We start from the raw sequence: 22,819 nt of genomic DNA, 5'->3' as shown, positions 1-22,819 counted from the left end.
GAAAGGACATACTTTTTTAAGGTGTTAAATATAATTCATAATAGCACCAAGAAGAAAAGAATACGCTTTACGGTATTAGTTATATGGAAAGGCCGTACGATAGAGTCACAGAAATTCAAAAATATCAATGTGGCATAAAGTGAGTAAGGGGGATAAACATATGAGCGCTTCAAATTTGAATGAAATAAGTAAGCAAATTTTAATAGAGGAGGAAACACTTCAATTTTCCTCTTTTACAAATGAAGATGCACTGCAAATAGGTTTATTTATCGTTGAAACGGCGAGGCAAGAAGGGAAATTGATTGCTGTTGATATAGCGAAAAATGGTGTGCAACTATTTCATTTCAAGATGACAGGGACAACTGCGGAAAATACGCAATGGATTGAGCGTAAAAAACGAGTTGTTTCTTTGCATAATCATAGCTCGTATTATATGCAGATACAAAGTGAAATAACGGGCGTTCCATATAATGAAAAGTATCTTTTAGATAGGTCGGATTATGCTGCGTTTGGTGGCTGTGTTCCTGTCCAAATAAAAGATGTAGGAGTTATTGGAATGATAACAGTTTCAGGATTACCACCAGAAGAGGATCATGAATTAGTTATAAGGGCAGTTAAAAATCATTTGAAACAATAGTAAAAAGGCAAAATCGAACAAGAATATGTTCGGTCTTGCCTTTTTATTATTCAGTTCATGAACATATTTCTAATAAGATGTTACGGAATTAAAATTTTTAATTCGAGACACTTTTCTTGACGATTATAATCTATGTAGTTAATATGATAGACGTAACGTAATTAAATTACTAAAAGTAATTAAGTTATTTTATATAAGTTAAAGTAAGTAAGTAGCATGTGGTAAAAATGCTTTGAATTGCCACTATTAATATTGGGGACAATTAGAAAGCGACAAATATAAAAAATTAGAAGTTAAGAAGTAAGGTTGGATCAAAAATAATAGTAGCTTCTGTACAATGCATTTTTACTAAGGTGACAATGACTATACATCACGAGGGGGACTGAAATTGGAATCAATGACCTTTGTTTTATTTGGAGCAACAGGAGATTTAGCTAAAAGAAAAATTTACCCCGCGCTATATAACTTATATAGAGATCAAAAGATTCCAAAGCCAATATCCGTTATTGGGCTTGGAAGACGTGAAGCATCTCATTTAGATTTTCAAAAAAGAGTAAAAGAATCCATAGACACTTTTTCTCGTCGCAAAGATGAAGGTACTCCGAAAATAGAAGATTTTTTAGAGTATTTTCGTTATTGTCCCTTAGATGTGAATAAGCCAGAAGATTATAAAAGGTTATTACAAGTAGTTCGTGAAAGGGAAGAAGAACAAAATATACAAGGGAATAGAATGTTCTACCTTTCAGTTACTCCTGACTTCTTTGAGACCATTGCTTTAAATATTAAGGAAAGTGGACTCGATGGAACGGATGGATGGAAGCGCCTGATGATTGAGAAACCGTTTGGTCATGATCTTACATCTGCCCGAGAGCTGAATGATAAGCTTAGTCGAACGTTTGAAGAAGACGAAATATACCGTATTGATCATTATTTAGGTAAACCGATGATTCAAAACATTGAAGCACTTGAATTTGCAAATCCTGTTCTCCAATCGATTTGGAATAAAGAACATATAGCGAATGTACAAATAACAGCTAGTGAAATGGTTGGGGTAGAAGAAAGGGCAGCATATTATGATCATGCAGGAGCCATTCGCGATATGGTTCAAAATCATATGTTGCAAATATTAATGATGACTGCTATGAATCTGCCGGAAAAGATAAATGCATGTGAAATTCGTGAGGAAAAACGAAAGGTAATGGAAACTCTTCGTAAAGTGAAAAAAGAAGACGTTCAGAACCATATCATTCGCGGACAGTATGCTTCAGGAGAGATAAAAGGACAACAAGTTGTAGCGTATAGAGAGGAACCAGGAGTAAATCCTTCTTCTCAAACAGATACATATGTTGCGGCTCGCTTATGGATTGATAACCCATTTTGGACTGATGTTCCTTTTTACATACGAACAGGAAAAAGAATGAAAGAAAAGTCTACTCGTATTGTAATTGAGTTTAAAAATACATTAAAACAGCAATATCAAGATAGTAATCCAAATGCAGAGCCTAATTTGTTAATCATTGAAATTAGCCCAAATGAAAATGTTTCACTCCAATTAAATAGTAAAAATCCATTGAACAATGGAGAGCTAGAACCGATCCGTATTCATTTTACTTGTGAGCAAACAGGAGTGGGAATACCTGAAGCCTACGAAAGGCTTATCTATGATGCTGTATGTGGAGATTCTACATTCTTTGCACACTGGAGAGAGGTTGAATTGTCATGGGAATGGGTGCAGCCAATCCTTGAAGCGTTCGAAGAAAACTTGTTACCTTTTCATGAATATGAGTCTGGCTCGTATGGTCCGGATGCTGCTCATGCTCTATTACAAGAAAGTGAATTTAAATGGTGGTTAGATGAGGGATTGAAAAAATAAGTACATTCTTATAAGTAAAGCAATATGACAAAAGATATTCATCATTTTATTAACATGTATTTATGATGAAAGGTAATTCAAGGAGGAATTGTATTATGAGAGTAGGATTAATTGGTTTAGGTAAAATGGGATTAAATTTAGGGAAGAATTTAATTGATCATAAACATGAAGTAGCTGCATTCGATTTAAATACGAGTGCAGTGGAAGAAATGAAAGCGTATGGGGCTACAGGTACGTCTAGTTTAAACGAACTTGTTCAATCATTAGAATCACCAAGAATTCTATGGGTTATGGTTCCGCACGCTGTTGTTGATTCTGTTATTAATGAGGTTACACCGCTGTTATCAAAAGGAGATATTTTAATTGAAGCTGGGAATTCACATTATAAAGAGTCTATTCGCCGATATGAGCAACTAAAGACAGATGGCATTCACTTTATGGATGCAGGAACTTCTGGCGGAATGGAAGGTGCTCGTAATGGTGCTTGTTACATGATCGGAGGAGATCAAGAAGCTTGGGACATCGTTGAACCTATTTTCCGAGATACAGCTGTAGAAAATGGATTCTTATATGCAGGAAAAGCTGGTAGTGGTCACTTTTTAAAAATGATTCACAACGGAATTGAATACGGAATGATGGCTGCCATTGGTGAAGGATTTGAGGTTTTAGAGAAGAGTGAATTTGACTACGATTATGAAAAAGTATCAAGAGTATGGAACAACGGTTCAGTCATTCGTTCATGGTTAATGGAATTAACTGAAAATGCATTTTCTAAAGATGCAAAACTGGATGAAATTAAGGGCGTTATGCATTCTTCTGGTGAAGGAAAATGGACAGTAGAAACAGCATTAGACCTTCAAACAGCAACTCCTGTTATCGCAATGTCTCTATTAATGCGCTACCGCTCATTAGACAATGATACATTTACAGGAAAAGTTGTAGCAGCACTGCGCAATGAATTTGGCGGACATGCAGTAGAAAAGAAATAAAAATTTTAAAATTATAACTCGTTAGCGTTTAAAAAATGGAGGGAATGAATCATGAAGTTTTTTATTGATACTGCAAATCTTGAGGACATAAAAAAGGCATATAAACTAGGGGTTTTAGCTGGCGTTACAACGAATCCTTCTTTAGTAGCGAAAGAGGGCATTAAGTTTGAAGACCGTATTGCAGAAATTTGTCAGGCAGTACCTAACGTTGAATCTGTTTCGGCAGAAGTAACTCCAGATGTTGTTGCAGCTGAAGAAATGATCTCTCAAGCAGAAGAACTAATTAAAATTAACGGTGGTGATAAAAACATCACGATAAAACTTCCGATGACACTAGCAGGATTAGAAGCTTGCCGCTACCTTACTGAAAAAGGTGTGAAAACGAACGTTACACTTATTTTCACTGTGAACCAAGCTCTTTTAGCTGCTCGAGCAGGTGCAACGTACGTCTCTCCATTTTTAGGACGCTTAGATGATATTTCTGAAGATGGCGTATTATTAGTTGCTAAAATTGCTGAATTATTCGATGTTCATCAATTAGATACACAAATTATTGCGGCTTCTGTCAGACACCCAGACCATGTCACTCGTGTAGCGATGGCAGGTGCTCACATTGCAACAATTCCTTATAAAGTCATTGAACAACTTGCTATGCACCCATTAACAGATCAAGGTATTGAAAAGTTTGCTGCGGATTGGGCGAAAGCGCCTAAGTTATAATGAAATGAAGATTTCACTTTTCAAAATAGCACTATAGTTATGAAAAGGACCTCCTTATGAGAGAGAAGTTTATTAAAACGTAGCTCTCATAAGGGAGCGTCTTTTTTGTATACATCATGGTGCTCTTTTGTTATAGGAATAATTTGAAAGGGGTTACATAGTGAGCTCGAAATATATGATTGGTGTAGATATTGGGACAACTAGTACAAAATCAGTTTTGTTTTCGATTGATGGATCAGTTATTGCAAGTCATGGGATTGAATATCCTTTATATTCTCCCGCACCAGAAACAGCAGAACAAGATCCAGAAGAGATTTTTCAAGCGGTCATACATACGATTAAAGAAACTATACAATCAAGTAATGTGCAGCCAGTTGATATTCTTTGTGTTTCTTTTAGTTCGGCAATGCATAGTGTCATTGCTGTAGACGAAGCAGGGAAGCCGTTAACGAGATGTATCACTTGGGCAGATAATAGAAGCGCAAGCTGGGCAGAAAAAATAAAGAATGATATGAATGGTCATGAAATTTACCTTCGTACTGGAACACCAATCCATCCTATGTCACCACTTTCGAAATTAGTTTGGCTTAAGAATGAACATGATGAGTTGTTTGCAAAAAGCTATAAATTCATCTCTATTAAAGAGTATGTTTTCTATAAGTTATTTAAGGAATATGTAATTGATTATTCTATTGCATCAGCAACAGGAATGTTCAATTTGAAATTTTTAAAATGGGATGAGGCAGCTCTTCGTGTCGCAGGAATTACCGATAAAAAGCTATCTACAGTTGTTCCAACGACGCACAGTTTAATAGGGATAAATGAAGAACTTGCAAGAGAGATGAATGTACTTGTTACTACTCCTTTTATAATCGGTGCGAGTGATGGGGTACTATCGAATTTAGGTGTAAATGCAATAGAACCTGGAGTAGTTGCTATTACAATTGGTACGAGCGGTGCAGTGCGAGTTGTCACAAATCATCCTGTAACGGATCCGAAAGGTAGGACTTTTTGTTATGCGTTAACTGAGGACCTTTGGGTAATTGGTGGACCGGTTAATAATGGTGGTATGATTTTTAGGTGGGTTCGCGACCAATTATGTACGTTAGAAGTTGAGCATGGGAAGCGTTTAGGAAAAGATCCATATGAAGTGCTTACGGAAATAGCGGCAAAAGTGAATCCTGGATCTGATGGTTTATTATTTCATCCGTATTTAGCAGGCGAAAGAGCTCCTTTATGGAATGCAAATGCGCGGGGATCTTTCTTTGGGCTTGGACTACATCATAAGAAAGAGCATCTTATACGTGCTGTTTTAGAGGGAATCATTTATAACTTGTATACAGTTCTTCTTGCGTTAAAAGAACTAATTGGCGAACCGAAAAAAATTCAAGCGACAGGTGGTTTTGCAAGGTCAGAACTTTGGAGACAGATGATGGCAGATATTTTTCATCAAGACGTATACGTTCCTGAAAGTTTCGAAAGCTCTTGCCTAGGAGCGGCAATCCTCGGTTTATATAGCTTAGGTGAAGTAGATACATTACATGTAGTTTCTAATATGGTAGGTGCCAATTTTTATCATGAGCCAAACATGGAAAGTGTGGAGAAATATAAAGATTTAACACCGATCTATATTCGTTTGGCCCGTCACTTGGAAGAAGAATATGAAAGTATAGCAGCTTTTCAGAAAAAGTGGGTTTAGAGGCTATTTGGCAGAAAAATATGGTAGCGTATAAAGAGGTACTCCGATTTTTTAGGATATTCTTTCAATGAATAATAGTTTTAGGTTGCTTAGTAAGAAGTGTGATGAACAAAAACTATAGGGAGAGGGTTATGAAAATGACGGATAACAAAGAGTTTATTGGATATGTTGGAACTTACACGAAAGAAAATAGTGAAGGAATATATACTTTTACTTTACATACGGAAGCGCAAAAAGTTAGTAATGTAACACTTGCGGCTAAGCTGGATAACCCTACATATGTAACGATTAGCAAAAATAATCAATATCTCTATTCTGTTGTAAAAGAAGGAGAAGCTGGTGGTGTAGCTGCTTATTTGATTAATAGTCATACTGGAGAGCTAGAGGAACAAAATAGACAAGTAGTAGAAGGGGCTTCTCCTTGTCATATTAGTGTGGATAGTGGAAATCAAACGGTAGTTACAGCGAATTACCATAAAGGAACGATTGAGTCTTTTGAAGTAGATGAAGAAAATGGAACTGTAAATCCTGCTTCATCTATTATGGCACATGAAGGTTCAGGTCCAAATAAAGAAAGACAAGAAAAACCACATGCACATTACGCGGGATATACTCCTGATGAAAAATATGTGGTAGGTGTTGATTTAGGGATTGATAAAATAATTACATATGGAATAAAAGATAGTACATTAAAAGAAGTGAATAGCTTGTCTGTGAACCCAGGAAGCGGTCCGAGACATATTGCTTTTCATCCAAATGGAAAGTACGCTTATGTGATGACTGAACTTAGTTCGGAAGTCATTGTGTTAACATATTATCCGGAAGAAGGATCCTTTACAGAGTTGCAGTATATTTCTACAGTTCCAAAAGAATTTGATGGAAATAGTCAAGGAAGTGCTATTCATATTTCTTCTGATGGCCGTTTTGTATATGCGGCGAATCGTGGGTATAATAGTATCGCTGTTTTCAGTGTAAATCAAAACTCAGGTGAACTTACATTTGTTGCACATACATCTACAGAAGGAAATTGGCCGAGGGACTTTGTGTTAGATCCTACTGGAAAATTTCTTATTGCTACAAATGAAAAGTCACATAATCTTGTGCTATTTTCAAGAAATGAAACGACAGGGAAGTTAACACTGTTACAATCTGATGTTGTTGTACCAGAGCCTGTTTGTGTTAAGTTTTTAAATGTTTAATTTGTGATTGGTAGAATTTCTATATACCCCAGAAACAGAAAAAAGCAAAGCGATATCGCTTTGCTTTTTTCTATTTCTTCTTCGGTCTACGTACTAACTCGCCGCCACAATTTGGGCAAACGTTTTGTCTTTCCTCTGTACATGGTGCACAAAATGTACATTCATACACGCATATGTATGCTTCAGAATCAGGCTGAAGGGAATGGTCGCAAATTTGACAGTTTGTTTTCATTTCTAATGCCATCGTAATCCTCCTCGTTATTTGAAAGTTCTTAATTTAATTATAATTAATGTTGTAGTGGGTGTCCTTTTTAAATGAAAAGAAATAGACGGATTATGTTGTTGTTTGAAATGAAATAGGTCCATTTGTTTTGAAATTGATTATTTAGTGCAGTTGGAATATTATGAAATAGTCAAAAGACAACAGGGGGTATATATTTTGACTAATCATAACGACTATTTTCGTGTAGAAGAGGATGTAAATTACAATAGTTTAAAAGCGGATTGTGAAAAATGTTTTGGATTATGTTGTGTAGCATTACCGTTTGCAGCATCAGTAGATTTTGCGGTGAATAAAGATGGTGGTAAACCTTGTACAAATCTACAATCAGATTATAAATGTAGTATACATAGAGATCTTAGAGGAAAAGGCTATAAAGGTTGTACAGTATTTGAATGTTTCGGTGCTGGACAAAAGATTTCTCAAGTTACGTTTAAAGGAATTGATTGGCGGACAGATGCCGAGCATGCGAGAGAAATGTATGATGCTTTTCCGGTTATGCATCAGCTTCATGAAATGCTTTGGTATTTGAAGGAAGCTATTCTATTAAAGGCGACGCAGACAATTCATAAAGAGCTGAAGGAAGCAATTGAAGAGACAGAGCGTCTTTCTAATTTAAGTTCAGATGAGTTAATGGAAGTAAATGTGCCATTACACCGTGCAGAAGTGAACATTCTCCTTTTAGAGACGAGTGAATTAGTATGGAAGGAAATGAATGTTGCACGTAAAAAACGAATCAGTCACCACGGAGCAGATCTTATGGGAGCTAACCTTAAAAAGAGGGATTTACAAGGAGCAAATTTAAGAGGAGCTTATCTTATTGCGGCTAATTTACGAGATGCAAATTTAAGGGGAGCGGATCTCATCGGAGCAGATTTGCGAGATGCAGATATTCGCGGGACAGATTTTACAAATAGTATTTTTCTTACGCAAGTGCAAATTAATGCGGCGAAAGGGGACAAATATACGAAATTACCGAAAATGTTGTCTCGTCCAGCGCATTGGACTGCGTAAATTGTATGTAGTGGAGTACAAAGCAGTATACCAATTTGTATAGGGTTCCATGATCAAGACCCAATTATACGAACAGGCAGAGACTAAGTCTCTGCCTGTTTTTTATACTATTTTCGCTTTTCAAAAGTAGTAATTATAACACTACATATAATAAGGATACCACCAATAAAAAAGTTACTGCTTAACGTCTCATTTAATAAGAACCAACCAAGTAATGATCCAACGATAGGTTGAAAGAAGAAAAATAATGAGCCGATGCTAGCATCCATTAATTCTAATCCTTTATTCCAAAGAAAAAATGCACCTGCGGTTGAGATGATTCCTAAATAGAGTACGCCTAATACTACATACATGTTCATATGTTCAATAGGATTTGTTTGGAATTCCCATACCATAAAAGGTGTAATGAAAAAGAGTGAAAAAAATATTGCGTACGTTGTAATAACTAAAGATGAAAATCGAGCAGAAGCGATTTTTACATAAATGGACAGTAAAGCCCACGTAATAGCGGCCCCAACTAAAATGATTGTACCGATAAAATAGGAGCCGATTTCAAAATCCCATCCGATAACGATAACGACACCGATTGTCGCTATTATAGTTGATAAAAGTCTACGAGCAGTTAGTTTCTCTTTTAAAATGAGCGCTGCAAATATAACCATAAATGCAGGTGTAGCTGATGTCACTAAGGAGCCTGTATGAGCATCGGATAATTTCGTTCCGATAAATTGACATGTGATCGAAATGAAATAACCTACGAATCCGATCCAAGCGAATAATAGCCAATCTTTTTTGTGTATGGTTACGTTTTTCTTTTGCTTTTTTTCAGTTGTTTTCAAAATCACATATAAAACAACAAAAGCGATAATAAAGCGTAGCCAAACGAGTGTAAGCGGCGGGATAAAGTCGAGTACGTATTTACTAACGACGTACATACCGCCCCAAATACTTGCTGCTAGTGATAAACATATAGCTCCTAAAATGGTTTGTTTCATTTGAATGACCTCCGTCTATTTTTAGGGTTATGATTTATTCCCTAAGACGAGGCATGGTGCACTTGTTATATGGATGCCCGTCTTAGATTATAGACGGCCTACAGGTTGATCGTTTTCGAATGAAGTGTTGTAGTACATGAACGTAGCCTCCCTTCTTCTTTTAATGATATTATAACTTAATTTTCTGATTATTAAAGAGTGTTATGGAATTGTGCATAAAATGTGAATAACAAACCGTCACGTTTGACTGTACAGTTTATGTATTGTATGATAATAGTAATATAAACAAGGGGGGAAGATCGTTGGGAAGGTGTATCGAATCGGACAGTTGGCTCTCATGGCTCACGTGTCGAAACGAACGATTGATTATTATACGAATCTAGGAATCTTAAAAGCGGAGCGATCTCAATCTAATTATCGCTATTACGACGAAACAGCATTTGAGACATTACAATTTATTGAGAAGTGCAAAGAAATGCATATGCCGCTTTGTGAGATTAAAGAGAAGATCGAGGAGAAGAAGCTGCTCGGTATCAATGAACACGTTTCGAAACATGTGAATGAAGTGACAGACCATATTCATAGATTAGAAGCAGAACTAACAGAGTTAAAGCCTCTTTTAGATGAATTGACTGATTCACAACGTGAAAAAATATCGAAATCTTTATCTGGTCAAACGACAGCTTTAATACAGACACTTGCTCTATTATTATAGAATAAGTGAAATCCGACCTCTTTAATTTTTGTATCGGGCTATGTTTTCTAACGAACAAATAAGAAAACATTATAGTATACAGGAGGTGGACACCTTAGTTTTTTAACTAAGGGGATTCATTGGAAATATTTAATTTAGTCATGGTTGCGATTTTAATCGCATTTACTGGATTTTTCGTAGCAGCAGAGTTTGCGATTGTTAAGGTACGTTCAAGTCGCATTGATCAGCTTGTTGCGGAAGGGAAACGCGGCGCATTAGCAGCGAAAAAGGTAACAACAAATTTAGATGAATATTTATCTGCTTGTCAATTAGGTATTACAGTTACAGCGATGGGATTAGGTTGGTTAGGTGAACCGACAATCGAAAAGTTATTACACCCGTTATTTGAGAAATGGAACATAAATCCTTCTATTTCATCAGTATTAACTTTTGGTCTTGCTTTTATGCTAATGACATATTTACACGTTGTAGTAGGGGAATTAGCTCCGAAAACGCTGGCAATTCAAAAGGCTGAAAAAGTAACGTTGTTATTGGCAACTCCGTTAATGATGTTCTATAAAATCATGTATCCATTTATTTGGGTATTGAACGGTTCAGCTCGTGTTATAACTGGTTTATTCGGTTTGAAACCAGCTTCTGAACATGAAGTAGCTCATACAGAAGAAGAATTACGTCTTATTCTTTCAGATAGCTATGAAAGTGGCGAAATTAATCAAGCTGAATACAAGTATGTAAATAATATCTTTGAATTTGATAATCGCATCGCGAAAGAGATAATGGTACCGCGTACAGAAATCGTTGGTTTCTATCTTGAAGATTCAGTAGAAGAACACATGAAAGTAATCCAAAATGAACGATACACACGTTATCCGATTTTTGGAGAAGATAAAGATGATATTATCGGTATGGTCAACGTAAAAGATTTCTTTATTCGATATATGAACAACGATCAAGAAGATTTATCATCGATTCGCACGTATATGCGTCCGATTATTGAAGTTATGGAAACGACTCCAATTCATGATTTATTACTGCAAATGCAGAAGAAGCGAATTCCAATGGCTGTTTTATATGATGAGTACGGAGGAACAGCTGGAATTGTAACGCTTGAAGATATATTGGAGGAAATCGTCGGCGAAATTCGTGATGAATATGATGAAGATGAAGCACCACCAATTCAACATGTGAACGAATATCATAAAATTGTTGATGGAAAAGTGCTTATCTCAGAAGTAAAAGATTTGTTTGGATTACACATTGAAGAAGACGATGTGGATACAATCGGTGGATGGATTATGATGCAAAATCATGAAATCGAAGAAGGACAATACGTTGAAGCAGAAGGCTATGAATTTAAAGTGTTAGAAAAAGATGCTTATCAAATTAAACGTGTTGAAATTCAAAAAATGGAACAAGAACAAGAGAAAGCAGCAACTGTGTAAGTTGCTGCTTTTCTTCTGACACATAATAAAATGTGAAATTAGGAGCGGATATTTTGATTCAAGTAGCCTTACGTGTATATCGATTACAATTGTATACGATCTTTAGTGGTTTACTACTAATGTGGGCGGTTACTCCGTTTGGGAAACAAGTGACAGGGTTCGGTATCGGTTTAGCAGTTAGCGCATATTGTCTTTGGCTATTAGCTCGCAGAGTGGAGAAATTAGGAAGAAGTATCGTGATGAAAGAAAAGGCTCCTGGATTAGGAGTTCTAAACCGATTTGCAGCCGCAATATTAGGGGCTATCATTATGTTTGAAATTGAGCATGAAATGGAAATGTGGGCATTCGGTACTGGAATATTGGGTGGACACTTTTTAATGATTGCGAATTTAGCCTATGCAAATATGCAGCTAGTAAAAGAAGAAGAGAAGCAAAAGGAAAATGCTTCGAAAAACATAGAACTCTGATGAAAGGGACCTAATCAGGTTCCTTTTTTGCGTTTAAAAATAAATGATATAATACGAATGATTTACTGGTACTTATCGAATTTATGCCAAACATAATACGCTTATTTTTGGGGCATTTCAATAGTATGAAAAAAAATTAAAAAAAATTAAAAAACCCATCGATTTCTAAAGCTTATGTATGTTATCATGACAAAAGAATTTGCGAAAGAGGTGGATACCAATGTTACAAGCTTTACTTATTTTTGTGCTTCAAATTATTTACGTTCCAACTTTAACAATCCGTACGATTTTGCTTGTAAAGAATCAAACAAGATCCGCTGCAGGTGTAGGATTGTTAGAAGGGGCTATTTACATTGTCAGTTTAGGTATTGTGTTTCAAGATTTATCAAATTGGATGAACATTGTTGCCTATGTCATCGGCTTTAGTGCGGGACTATTATTAGGCGGTTATATAGAAAATAAATTAGCAATTGGATATATTACGTATCAAGTTAGTTTGCTAGACCGTTGTAATGAATTAGTAAATGAATTACGCCATTTTGGATTTGGCGTTACAGTATTTGAAGGTGAAGGAATAAATTCTATACGTTATCGCTTAGATATCGTTGCAAAGCGTTCTAGAGAAAAAGAACTGTTAGAAATTATTAATGAAATTGCACCGAAAGCGTTTATGTCTTCTTATGAAATCCGTTCGTTTAAAGGTGGATATTTAACGAAGGCGATGAAAAAGAGAGCATTGTTGAAGAAGAAGAAAGATGAACATGCATCGTAAAGAAAAGGGAGTAGTGCAGCTTTAAAAGCACGGCATAATCCCCATAGAAAAAAGAGAGGAATCTATATTGAAAAAGATTCCTCTCTTTTTTCTGCTTTTTCTCAGATTAACAATTAACCATACAACTTGAATAATTAGTGGTAATATAAATGCAATTAATAAAACGATAAATGCCACTAATTTAAGCTCTGGTGTTTGAGTAACAGCAGCACCATCAACCTCTCTTAGCCAAATGATAGCTGCCAATATCCCAAAAATGGTAATCCAAAATATGTTACCAATCCACCAAAAAATCCATCGTCTTTTCATATTAGCACCTCTTATATTTACCCTCTGTTAAAAGTATATTTTCGGTTGTTATATTTAAATGAAATAACTATAAAACTACTTTTTTTCAACTGTATATCTAACTTGTTTAAAGGTTGCCATGTCTCCATTTTCGTTATCATCTTTCGTTTGCAAAAGTTGAACTCTTGGCTTGTAGTCTGTCCTATGAGCGTGCTCGATATCTTTAATGTTAAGTTTGTAGGATTCACCATTATTTATTTTTTTTTCCAATACTTTTTTATTGGCAACATAAATAAAAGTTACTTTATTTTCATCAATACCTTCAGTCTTAATTTCTAATTCATTATCTTTTGTTGTAATCGTTGGTGTTAATAATTCAATACTGCCGCTTCCGGTTTCTAAAGAATTTTCTACTATAGTTGAACATCCGGATAAAATGATTCCGATGAATAGAAGAACAATTAATTTCTTTTTCATAACATCCCCCAATTTCAAGTGATTTTTGATTTTGGTATTGCTAGACTGCTAGTGTGGAACGTAAATGTTTAGCTAGCACTTTTTATTGTACCATAATATGTAAATTAATATAGGTTATATATCCAATTTAAGGGAGATTGAAAAGTTTACTTATTGTTGAGAATCAGTATTTTTACAGTAGGTATTTATTTTCTTTACAAAGCGGTGTTGATAAAATCATTACGAATTGGATATCCAAATATATGATGAAATGTAGACAGGAGAAAGAGCTTAATACGAAGCAATCTTATTTTTATAGAAATTACAATTTTTACATATTAAAATAATGATAGGGAATAGATGAATTCATTCACTTCGGAGGTAGTTACTTGAACATTAACAAGAAGGCAATTGAAATGTTTGAACAAAATGAATATGAGGAAGCAATGGAAGAGGAAGTGGATATTCCGAAAGGGTATTTTGATATTGTATATTCCATTTATGCATTAGGTTGGACTTCAGATTTAGGAAAAACGTTGGAACTGATTCATTCATATGTAAAGCCAGGAGGAAGCTTTGTTTTTAGTTGGGAGCATCCGGTATATTCAAATTTACAATATGGTACAGAAGAAATTGCTTTTAAGTCTTCTTATCATGAGGAAACTCCTATTACGTTTGAAACATTTAAAGGAGAAAATGTACAAGCGACATTATATAAGAGAAAAATAAGTACATACATAAATGAGTTAAATAGAGTGGGATTTACAATTGAGAGAATAGAAGAGCCTGAACCGTCTCGTGTATTTGATGAAGAAGTAGCTACACCTTCTACGAAATATTATTCTTTATATAAAGCTAGAATGGTACCAACTACTTTTATTATTAAGGCGAGGAAGTAAAATGCTTTATAAAAAGAAGCCTATCATTTCAAATAAATGAAATGATAGGCTTCTTTATTTTTAAAAAATGAGGTCAAAGATGTACTTTTCATATAAAAATGCATTTCATATAAAAAGTGTAATTATTTTGGGGAAGGGGGATTGTTGTGCGTCATCATAGAAAGTGCAAAAAATTTGGAGTGGCACTGCCTCTTCCGCTTGAAGGAGCAACTGGCCCTACTGGTAACAGTGGTCCAACAGGCCCAACTGGAGGGCATGAAGGTCCGGTCGGGCCTCCGGGAATCACTGGACCTAGAGGAGCAACTGGTCCACAAGGTCCTCAAGGTATTCAAGGAATCCAAGGTCCACAAGGGATAACGGGGCAGGCAGGAGCAACTGGATCGACGGGAGTAACAGGTCTACAAGGAATTCAAGGTCCACAAGGTGCCACGGGAGCAACCGGAACAACCGGGGCAACTGGAGTAACAGGTTCTCAAGGAATTCAAGGAGTGCAAGGTCCACAAGGAGTGACCGGATCGACTGGAGCAACTGGATCGACTGGTTCAACAGGTGCGACTGGACCGACAGGGATACAAGGAATAAGAGGAGTAACGGGTCCAACAGGTGCGACTGGCCTAACGGGCTCAACCGGAGCAACTGGATCATCTGCTATATCAACAGGTGGTGGGTATTTCTTTTCTACATCAACAAGTACAATTGTAGCAAATGCCAACATTCCAATTAATTCAGGATCTACTGTATATGGAACTGGTGTATCTTTAACTAGTGCTACAACTGTCACAGTATCCACACCAGGAATATATTTAGTAAGCTACTATTTCCAAGGGGATGTAAGTGGTGGGAATGAGACAGTATCTGTCAGATTGCTATTAAATGGAACTCAAGTAACAGGGAGTTTTATACAAAATGTAACGACATCAACTGTAGTAATCGAACCAGCTATTTCAAATACACTTCTTGTGAATGTCGCGAGCGCAAATTCAACGTTAATATTACAAAATGGCCCATTAGGTGTTGGGCATGTGACCACTATAGCAGGCACGATTACAGCAAGTTTAAATGTAGTGAGGATATTATAAAAAGTATAGGGAATATAAAAAACACAAGGAATGTCTTTATAGACACACCTTGTGTTTTTTAATATTAAATAAACATTTTCTTTATCTTTTCGGTTGAAAAATATGCTGAAAGAAGTATTTGTGATGTAAGTTATCTACAACTTTATTTGCTTGATATGTGCGGTGTTGTTCGAGTCGAAGTCTTTGCTCCATCATTTTTATTGCGTGATCTGATAAACGTAACATTGTACCAGTCTCCTTTTCTATAAATATAGTTTTCTGATTGATATCGATTCCATATTTATAACTAAGGAGGCAAAGTGTGTAACATAGGCAAAAAGCACCTTCCTCTCCCATTACGCTTACGAGGTTAGCTGTCGGACTCGGGAAGTGAGAGTTTCCCTACTTAAAAAAGATTCGCCCCAAGTAGCATAGCTACAAAAATGGTTCCCCCGCTCCAAAATTTGGATTCAGCAAAAGGTTGTATAAAGTAAAAAATAACATAAATAAACAATTAAGTCAAACTATTTTGTGTTTTCTGTCTTTTTAGTTGCGTAAGGATCATGCCATCAGGTAGTGTTGTATCTGTTACTTCAATGAAGCTGTGTTTTTTATATAATGCGAGAGCTGGAGTATTGGCTTTACCTGTTTGTACAATGTATGTCATTGAAGACGAGAACATGTTAAATATATAAAGTAGCAGTTTCGTTGCGATTCCTTTTTGAAAAAAATTGGGCGATACAACTAATCTGTGGATATCGATTAGTTCTTCTTCTTGTATAAAAGAAATAAAGCCGACGAGTTTATTTTCAGAGAAATATCCATAGAATGTTTCATCACAATTTTGAATATCGTTTACAGTATCATATAAACGAGGTATTGCAGTACTGTTTAAAAAGTCTGCTTCAATTTTATAAGCTGGAAGTTGAACATTTAAAATGGATGTTGCTACTTCATAAGAAGTGGGAAGTAATTTATGAATCATAGATAATAACGCCTCCTTTAAATATGATATATTAATATAATTGATTTGTGGGTAAGTTTGACAATTTTTTTCTTTTTTGCATATAATATATGTATCTCCATACATAAAATGTTCGTAGGTATATTTCTATAGTAGGATATGGTTAGCGTAGATAAATACGTAATCTTATATAAGAGTTTAGCTACTCTTGTATTTGATAATACAAACTATAATAGAAATGAGGGACTAAAAATGGGATGGATTATTACATTAATAGTTGGTGCTATTATAGGTATAATTGCTAGTTCTATAACGGGTAAAAATTTTCCAGCTGGTATGTTTGGAAATATAATTGCTGGTTTACTAGGAGCTTGGTTAGGTAGTAGATTATTTGGATCTTTTGGGCCATCATTTGGTGGGATTCATGTCGTGCCAGCATTATTAGGTGCAATTGTGTTAATTCTTATTGTATCATTTGTAGTAAAAGTTGCAAGAAAATAAAGGTTATTACTGATTGTTTTATAAAGCCCTTTTAGGGCTTTTCCTAATTAGAGAGGTGGTACATTTGGAGAAAGTAAATATAAGAAAAAGAGATAAGTTGAAAAAGTTTTTTAAAGAACAAAATTATTTAGCTGTACTACTTGGATTCGCGTTGCTGTTTGTAAATATATTATTACTTACAAAAATATCATTCGTCTTTACACCGTTCGTCGTATTTTTAAAAACAATCTTTTTCCCAGTATTATTAGCGGGAGTACTATTTTATATATTGCATCCATTCGTTTCTCTTTTAGAAAGAAAAGGTGTGTCGAGAATTGTGTCAATTGCCTCGATATATATAATTGTTCTTGGATTATTTGTTTTTCTTGCGGTCACGGTTATTCCAATTATTAAAGATCAAGTAAATGCTTTAATAGATAACTTGCCATATTTCGGGCATGAAATCGAAAGGGCAGCACGTAAATTTGGAGAAAGTAATGTAATTGGTAGAATGCAGGAAAGTTTAAATGTTGATTTTGCTAATATTGTAAAAGATTCTACAATGAACTTTACAAAATCATTATCATCAGTAACAGGAAATGTAACTGGATTTTTAAGTACAATTACTGAAGTTGTTTTAACATTTGTAATGGTTCCATTTATTTTGTTCTATCTTTTAAAAGATGGTGAGCAATTACCGAATCATTTTTTAAAGTTTATATCTGAGCAAAGACAACCAGCTGCGAAGAGAATACTAGATGATATGCATTATGCGATTAGTTCGTATATTAGAGGACAAATTATTGTTAGTTTATTTATCGGTATTATGCTATTAATCGGTTATCTTATTATTGGTATTAAATATGCGGTACTACTTGCTATTTTAGCGATGATTGTAAATATCGTTCCGTACGTAGGACCAATCATTGCAATTACACCAGCTTTAATTATCGCATTTATCGACTCGCCATCAATGGTGTTAAAAGTAATTATCGTTATGATGATTGTACAATTAGCAGAAGGTAAATTTATTTCTCCGCAAGTCATGGGGAAAAAGTTAGATATTCACCCGATTACTATTATATTTATCATTTTAACTGCGGGGAATTTATTTGGAATTATGGGGATTATTTTAGCAATTCCAGGGTATGCGATATTAAAAGTTTTAGTTACGCACGGTTATAGATTTGTGAAGTTGAATACGTGAAAAAAGAGCTAAAACAGAGAAACCTGTTTTAGCTCTTTTTCATTAACAATTGATTTGTGTATTGGCGTGCCCATTGATCAGCTTCTAATATATCATCGAGTGAAGGATCTTTTACGTTATGATGAGCTTCAACTGTATTGTAAATTGTTTTTTCGATATCGAAAAATGCAATTTCATTTTTAAGAAATAGTGCATTTGCAATTTCGTTCGCTGCATTTAATACGGCTGGAGTTGTACCGCCAATTTTTCCACATTCAAATGCATATTGTAGACAGGGGAACTTCTCTAAATTTGGTTTTTCAAAATGCAAACTACCAATTTCTAATAAATTTAATTTTTCATAGGATGAAGGTAGTCGAGTAGGGTAGTGAAACGCATATTGAATCGGCATTCTCATATCAGGAGCACCGAGCTGTGCCATGACTGATCCATCAATAAATTCCACTAAAGAGTGAATGATACTTTCTTTATGAATCATAACATCAATTTTTTCATAAGGAATATCGAATAGCCACTTAGCTTCCATCACTTCAAACCCTTTATTCATTAACGTGGCAGAATCTATCGTTAGTTTTGCGCCCATTAACCAGTTTGGGTGTTTTAAAGCATCCTTCGCTTGTAATATTTTCATTTCTTCACGTGTTTTATCACGAAAAGCGCCGCCAGAAGCTGTAACAATTAATTTTTCGATTTCCTTATTATTTTCCCCATTTAAACATTGGAAAATGGCTGAATGTTCACTATCAACTGGAATTAGGCGGCATCCGTTTTGTTTCGCTAGTTCGGTGACGATATGTCCAGCTGCAACTAAAGTTTCTTTGTTAGCGATAGCGATATCTTTCTTCGCCTTTAATGCTTCAATTGTTGGGAGTAAACCTGAAACACCGACAACTGAACTTAATACAAGATTTGTATCAGGATGGGTAGATACTTCAAGTAAACCATCAGTTCCATATGTAATTTTTGTATTTGTTGAAATACGAGAACGTAATGTGTCCGCTAATTCTTTTGTCGCTACGCTTACAATACGAGGCTGAAAAGATTCGATTTGTTTTTCGAGAAGATCGATATTATAATTTGCGGTTAAACCGACGATTTTAAAATGTTCAGGATGAGCGGAAACGACATCTAATGCAGATGTGCCAATGGATCCTGTTGAACCTAAAATGGATATATATTTTACCATGAAAAAACCTCCAAAGTTGTTTCGAGTATTTCTGCAAACCTATATATTATTAGACAATTAAGGTGGAAATTCCTGCTATATAAAACAAAAAATTAGGGTTTAATTGGAAAGGAAATGTGATAAACTGTAAAAAAAACTAAAAAGCAATGAAAGAGAAGAGTACATATTCAAAACTTTTCAGAGAGCTGATATTTGGTGGGAATCAGTAAGTGATGAATATGGAATGGGCTCTGGAGCTTCTAGCTTAAATGAGTAGGCGAAGACGGTTACTTCACGTTAAGAAGTTGAAGTGAGCTATAATATAGCTAATTAAGGTGGTACCGCGGGAGTCTCTCGTCCTTTTTTTAGGATGAGGGGCTCTTTTTATTTTGAGAAAGGAGGAGTTAGGATGAGCGAGAAAATTATGTTAACAGGAATTAAACCAACAGGTTACCCGCATTTAGGCAATTATATTGGTGCGATTAAACCTGCATTACAAATGTCAAAAAACAAAGAAGGAAAAGCGTTATATTTCATAGCAGACTATCATGCGTTAAATGCTGTGCATGATCCAGCAAAGTTCAGTAGTTACACGAAAGAGGTAGCAGCTACATGGTTATCACTCGGACTTGGAGAAGATGTTATTTTCTATCGACAAACAGAAGTGCCAGAGATTCTAGAATTAGCTTGGATATTAGCTTGTCTAACTCCGAAAGGACTTATGAATCGTGCCCATGCATATAAAGCGAAGGTAGAGCAAAATAAAGAAGCGGGATTAGAAATTGATGCAGGTGTGAATATGGGATTATATACGTACCCGATTTTAATGGCGGCTGATATATTATTATTTCAAGCTACTCATGTACCTGTCGGAAAAGATCAAATTCAGCATATTGAAATTGCTCGTGACATTGCGACGTACTTTAATCATACATTTGGTATGACATTTACGCTTCCAGAGTATGTCATACAAGAAGAAGGGGCAATTTTACCGGGACTTGATGGAAGAAAGATGAGTAAAAGTTACGGAAATGTTATCCCATTATTTGCAGAGCAAGAAAAACTTAGAAAGTTAATATTTAAAATAAAAACAGATTCCTCACTTCCGAATGAACCGAAAGAACTAGAAACGTTATTTATGATATATAAAGAATTTGCGAAGGAAGACGAAATTCAGGCGTTACGCGAAAAGTATGAGACTGGAATCGGATGGGGCGATGTGAAAAAAGAGTTATTCCGCGTTGTAAATCGTGAACTCTCAGGACCTAGGGGAAAATACGGAAATTATATGAATGATCCACATTTACTATATGAAGCGTTAGAAAAAGGTGCTGAGAGGGCGCGGGCTATTGCGAAGGTGAATTTGGTGGAAATTAAAAAACAGATTGGATTTGAGAGGGGACGCTGAGCGCTCCCTTGTTTTTTTCTATGTGAATCTTAATTATTTATTCGTTTTATCTGCATGTAAAATGAGGGATTCGCATTTTTTACTGAATTTATTAATTGCATATTAATAAAAATATGTTAATATAGGGTTACTTATTAAACGTGTTTAATAAGTTTGATTCATTCGATAACGAAGGAGATGATTAGATGAAAACTGAGAAAGAAAAGATGTTGGCGGGAGAAATGTATATTGCGGATGACGAAGAATTAGTAGCTGATAGGATTGAGGCAAAACGTTTAACACGCCTTTATAACGAGGCGATGGAGACTGGTGATGAAAGCCGCTTTACCTTGTTAGAGCAGCTTTTAGGTTCTTCAGCTGACGGAAAAACCCACATTAATCCTGATTTTCGTTGTGATTACGGCTACAATATCCACATTGGAAAGAGCTTTTTCGCAAATTTCAATTGTGTTATTTTGGACGTTTGTGAAGTTCGAATCGGTGATAATTGTATGTTTGCACCTGGTGTCCATATTTATACGGCCACTCATCCTTTACATCCGGTAGAGCGGAATTCTGGAAAAGAATATGGAAAGCCTGTAAAGATTGGTAACAATGTTTGGGTTGGTGGGGGAGCTATTATTAACCCTGGTATTTCAATTGGAGACAACGCTGTAATTGCTTCAGGGGCAGTTGTGACAAAAGATGTACCTAATAATGTAGTAGTTGGTGGTAATCCAGCCAAAGTTATGAAAATGATAGACTTATAGAAATCATTTTTCACGGATGCATGAATAAACTGGTGTCGTATCGTATAGACAATGTGAAAGGTGTTTCATATGAAGAAAAATAGTGCGTATAATCATACAAAGACATTACTTGCCTCTCGAAATGCTCTTTTTCTCTTATTTGCTTTGCCAGGTGTCGCGTTTGCTACATGGATTTCAAGAACAGCAGCTACTCGAGATATGTTAGCAGTGTCAAATGCAGAAATGGGCTGGATTTTATTCGGACTATCTGTCGGTTCAATAATTGGTTTACTGAGTGCAAGCCGCTTCATTGACTGTAAGGGAGCTAGAGACGTTATTATAGGCAGTATGTTTTTTATGATTGTTGGATTGATTTGTTTAGGTATAAATATTTATTTTGTTTCTAGTATGGGGGCTTTTAGTAGCTTACTAGTATTTGGAGTAGGCTACGGATTGGCGGAAGTCGCATTGAATGTAGAAGGTTCTTCCATTGAGCAGAAATTAGGAACAACTCTTCTTCCGAAATTCCATGGCTTTTTTAGTGTAGGAACTTTAGTAGGCGCGCTCAGTGGTTCTGTCGCAGCGTCGCTTCACATCCCGATTCTGTATCAGTTTCTTGCGATTTCGGTCGTGTTTGTATTACTTGTATGTATGGTGTATCGTTTTCTTCCGCATGGAACAGGAAAGAAGGAGAAATCGTGGAACAAAAGGAGAGAGAAGCATACGACCTTACGTATGGAAAAAAAGGTGCTTTTAATTGGTCTTTTTGTACTCGGAATGGCATTTGCAGAAGGTAGTGCAAATGATTGGCTACCTATCGTGATGGTAGATGGACACGAGCAAAGTATAGTGGCAGGTTCTATTATGTACACAATTTTTGTATTAGCAATGACGTTAACTCGTATGTGTAGCAGCTATTTCCTTGATCGATTCGGTCGTGTCGCTGTCGTACGTGCCACCATTATGATGGCGATTCTAGGAATTTCAATCGTAATATTTGGGAGTAATTCGTATTTTCTAGCATTTGGTGTAGTACTGTGGGGGATTGGTGCAGCGCTAGGGTTCCCAATTGGTCTGTCAGCTGCTGGAGATGACCGTGAAAATGCGACTTCTAATGTTGCTGCAGTTTCTATAATCGGTTATACAGCATTTTTAGTCGGACCACCATTCTTAGGTATACTGGGGGAAGCATTCGGGATACGCAATGCCTTGTTAGCTGTTTTATTATTTGTTCTCTTGTCTGGAATTGTATCGTCTGTTACGAGAGAGAATAAATCGAGCTAAATAAGGAGTGCATGCCAGCGGAAATGTATCATCTCTATTGCTTTAGAAAATGATGTATGATATATTGTCAACGCAACTTA

24 protein-coding genes, 1 pseudogene, 1 riboswitch and 1 other annotated feature are annotated in these 22,819 nt (G+C 35.7%); of the genes and pseudogenes, 18 read left to right on the top strand and 7 right to left on the bottom strand.

Annotated elements, in window-relative coordinates; translation table 11 throughout:
- Positions 1-127 precede the first annotated feature (127 nt).
- From LCF45_RS16435 to LCF45_RS16410, 6 genes are all read left to right on the top strand, one after another.
- The gene (locus LCF45_RS16435; RefSeq protein ID WP_002014036.1) at positions 128-637 is read left to right on the top strand and encodes a heme-degrading domain-containing protein; all 510 of its coding nucleotides are present in this window, start codon (positions 128-130) and stop codon (positions 635-637) included.
- Between the two features lie 388 nt (positions 638-1,025).
- Positions 1,026-2,510 (top strand): glucose-6-phosphate dehydrogenase, encoded by a 1,485-nt coding sequence (gene zwf / locus LCF45_RS16430; protein WP_263892978.1) that lies wholly within the window; start codon positions 1,026-1,028, stop codon positions 2,508-2,510.
- 95 nt (positions 2,511-2,605) lie between these two features.
- Positions 2,606-3,499 carry a phosphogluconate dehydrogenase (NAD(+)-dependent, decarboxylating) gene (gnd, locus tag LCF45_RS16425; RefSeq protein WP_002014034.1) on the top strand — a complete coding sequence of 298 codons (894 nt, stop codon included), beginning with the start codon at positions 2,606-2,608 and terminating at the stop codon, positions 3,497-3,499.
- Positions 3,500-3,550: 51 nt separating this feature from the next.
- Positions 3,551-4,219, top strand: a complete 669-nt coding sequence (fsa, locus tag LCF45_RS16420) for a fructose-6-phosphate aldolase (protein WP_000667685.1) — start codon at positions 3,551-3,553, stop codon at positions 4,217-4,219.
- Between the two features lie 157 nt (positions 4,220-4,376).
- Positions 4,377-5,918, top strand: coding sequence for a gluconokinase (gntK, locus tag LCF45_RS16415; RefSeq protein ID WP_033708043.1), 1,542 nt, complete (start codon positions 4,377-4,379; stop codon positions 5,916-5,918).
- Between the two features lie 137 nt (positions 5,919-6,055).
- Positions 6,056-7,117, top strand: a complete 1,062-nt coding sequence (locus LCF45_RS16410) for a lactonase family protein (protein ID WP_002167935.1) — start codon at positions 6,056-6,058, stop codon at positions 7,115-7,117.
- Positions 7,118-7,187: 70 nt separating this feature from the next.
- Here the strand turns inward: LCF45_RS16410 and LCF45_RS16405 are convergent, their stop codons facing one another.
- A complete protein-coding gene (locus LCF45_RS16405; protein ID WP_001162783.1) occupies positions 7,188-7,361 on the bottom strand; it encodes a DUF1272 domain-containing protein in 174 nt (57 codons plus the stop codon).
- A 195-nt stretch (positions 7,362-7,556) separates the two neighbouring features.
- Between LCF45_RS16405 and LCF45_RS16400 the strand changes: the two genes are divergently transcribed.
- Complete coding sequence (locus LCF45_RS16400; protein WP_263892977.1) at positions 7,557-8,411, top strand: pentapeptide repeat-containing protein; 855 nt, start codon at positions 7,557-7,559, stop codon at positions 8,409-8,411.
- A 107-nt stretch (positions 8,412-8,518) separates the two neighbouring features.
- On the opposite strand, the gene LCF45_RS16395 is transcribed toward LCF45_RS16400, so the two are convergent.
- Positions 8,519-9,406, bottom strand: coding sequence for a DMT family transporter (locus LCF45_RS16395; protein WP_033729983.1), 888 nt, complete (start codon positions 9,404-9,406; stop codon positions 8,519-8,521).
- A 310-nt stretch (positions 9,407-9,716) separates the two neighbouring features.
- Here LCF45_RS16395 and LCF45_RS16390 point away from each other — a divergent pair, with 310 nt between their 5' ends.
- From LCF45_RS16390 to LCF45_RS16375, 4 genes are all read left to right on the top strand, one after another.
- A complete protein-coding gene (locus LCF45_RS16390) occupies positions 9,717-10,121 on the top strand; it encodes a MerR family transcriptional regulator (RefSeq protein ID WP_078178706.1) in 405 nt (134 codons plus the stop codon).
- A gap of 119 nt (positions 10,122-10,240) precedes the next feature.
- On the top strand, positions 10,241-11,563 hold the full coding sequence (locus tag LCF45_RS16385) for a hemolysin family protein (protein WP_002137356.1): 1,323 nt from the start codon (positions 10,241-10,243) through the stop codon (positions 11,561-11,563).
- Positions 11,564-11,616: 53 nt separating this feature from the next.
- On the top strand, positions 11,617-12,030 hold the full coding sequence (locus LCF45_RS16380; RefSeq protein WP_002084378.1) for an ATP synthase subunit I: 414 nt from the start codon (positions 11,617-11,619) through the stop codon (positions 12,028-12,030).
- A 220-nt stretch (positions 12,031-12,250) separates the two neighbouring features.
- A complete protein-coding gene (locus tag LCF45_RS16375) occupies positions 12,251-12,802 on the top strand; it encodes a DUF2179 domain-containing protein (protein WP_002014015.1) in 552 nt (183 codons plus the stop codon).
- Between the two features lie 21 nt (positions 12,803-12,823).
- Here LCF45_RS16375 and LCF45_RS16370 read toward each other — a convergent pair whose 3' ends face one another.
- Both LCF45_RS16370 and LCF45_RS16365 read right to left on the bottom strand, forming a co-directional pair.
- Complete coding sequence (locus LCF45_RS16370; RefSeq protein ID WP_002014013.1) at positions 12,824-13,111, bottom strand: DUF3923 family protein; 288 nt, start codon at positions 13,109-13,111, stop codon at positions 12,824-12,826.
- Between the two features lie 75 nt (positions 13,112-13,186).
- Entirely contained in the window at positions 13,187-13,567 is a 381-nt protein-coding gene (locus LCF45_RS16365; RefSeq protein WP_263892976.1) for a hypothetical protein, read from the bottom strand.
- 419 nt (positions 13,568-13,986) lie between these two features.
- Here LCF45_RS16365 and LCF45_RS16360 point away from each other — a divergent pair.
- Positions 13,987-14,445: pseudogene (locus LCF45_RS16360) on the top strand (methyltransferase domain-containing protein); the annotation flags it as partial.
- Positions 14,446-14,591: 146 nt separating this feature from the next.
- Positions 14,592-15,524, top strand: a complete 933-nt coding sequence (locus LCF45_RS16355; protein WP_263892975.1) for a collagen-like protein — start codon at positions 14,592-14,594, stop codon at positions 15,522-15,524.
- Positions 15,525-15,605: 81 nt separating this feature from the next.
- Here LCF45_RS16355 and LCF45_RS16350 read toward each other — a convergent pair whose 3' ends face one another.
- The gene (locus tag LCF45_RS16350; RefSeq protein WP_000945246.1) at positions 15,606-15,749 is read right to left on the bottom strand and encodes a hypothetical protein; all 144 of its coding nucleotides are present in this window, start codon (positions 15,747-15,749) and stop codon (positions 15,606-15,608) included.
- Between the two features lie 97 nt (positions 15,750-15,846).
- Positions 15,847-15,989: riboswitch (cyclic di-AMP (ydaO/yuaA leader) on the bottom strand.
- A 28-nt stretch (positions 15,990-16,017) separates the two neighbouring features.
- Entirely contained in the window at positions 16,018-16,488 is a 471-nt protein-coding gene (locus tag LCF45_RS16345; protein ID WP_002128309.1) for a GNAT family N-acetyltransferase, read from the bottom strand.
- Between the two features lie 231 nt (positions 16,489-16,719).
- Between LCF45_RS16345 and LCF45_RS16340 the strand changes: the two genes are divergently transcribed.
- Positions 16,720-16,968 (top strand): GlsB/YeaQ/YmgE family stress response membrane protein, encoded by a 249-nt coding sequence (locus LCF45_RS16340; RefSeq protein ID WP_002014007.1) that lies wholly within the window; start codon positions 16,720-16,722, stop codon positions 16,966-16,968.
- Positions 16,969-17,032: 64 nt separating this feature from the next.
- Entirely contained in the window at positions 17,033-18,154 is a 1,122-nt protein-coding gene (locus tag LCF45_RS16335; protein ID WP_002128308.1) for an AI-2E family transporter, read from the top strand.
- 28 nt (positions 18,155-18,182) lie between these two features.
- Here the strand turns inward: LCF45_RS16335 and LCF45_RS16330 are convergent, their stop codons facing one another.
- Complete coding sequence (locus LCF45_RS16330) at positions 18,183-19,340, bottom strand: 1-deoxy-D-xylulose-5-phosphate reductoisomerase (RefSeq protein ID WP_002014005.1); 1,158 nt, start codon at positions 19,338-19,340, stop codon at positions 18,183-18,185.
- A gap of 137 nt (positions 19,341-19,477) precedes the next feature.
- Positions 19,478-19,684: a binding site (T-box leader), on the top strand.
- Positions 19,685-19,689: 5 nt separating this feature from the next.
- Between LCF45_RS16330 and LCF45_RS16325 the strand changes: the two genes are divergently transcribed.
- The 3 genes from LCF45_RS16325 (at position 19,690) to LCF45_RS16315 (ending at position 22,739) form a co-directional block, all read left to right on the top strand.
- Entirely contained in the window at positions 19,690-20,727 is a 1,038-nt protein-coding gene (locus LCF45_RS16325; RefSeq protein WP_078203911.1) for a tryptophan--tRNA ligase, read from the top strand.
- A 185-nt stretch (positions 20,728-20,912) separates the two neighbouring features.
- Positions 20,913-21,476, top strand: a complete 564-nt coding sequence (locus LCF45_RS16320; protein WP_002033363.1) for a maltose acetyltransferase domain-containing protein — start codon at positions 20,913-20,915, stop codon at positions 21,474-21,476.
- A gap of 69 nt (positions 21,477-21,545) precedes the next feature.
- The gene (locus tag LCF45_RS16315; protein WP_003190495.1) at positions 21,546-22,739 is read left to right on the top strand and encodes an MFS transporter; all 1,194 of its coding nucleotides are present in this window, start codon (positions 21,546-21,548) and stop codon (positions 22,737-22,739) included.
- The last annotated feature ends 80 nt before the right edge of the window (positions 22,740-22,819 follow it).

It is taken from the genome of Bacillus sp. 41-22, assembly GCF_025809295.1.
In the GTDB taxonomy this organism is placed as follows: Bacteria; Bacillota; Bacilli; order Bacillales; family Bacillaceae_G; genus Bacillus_A; species Bacillus_A mycoides.
This window is presented reverse-complemented; position numbering and strand designations above follow the sequence as displayed.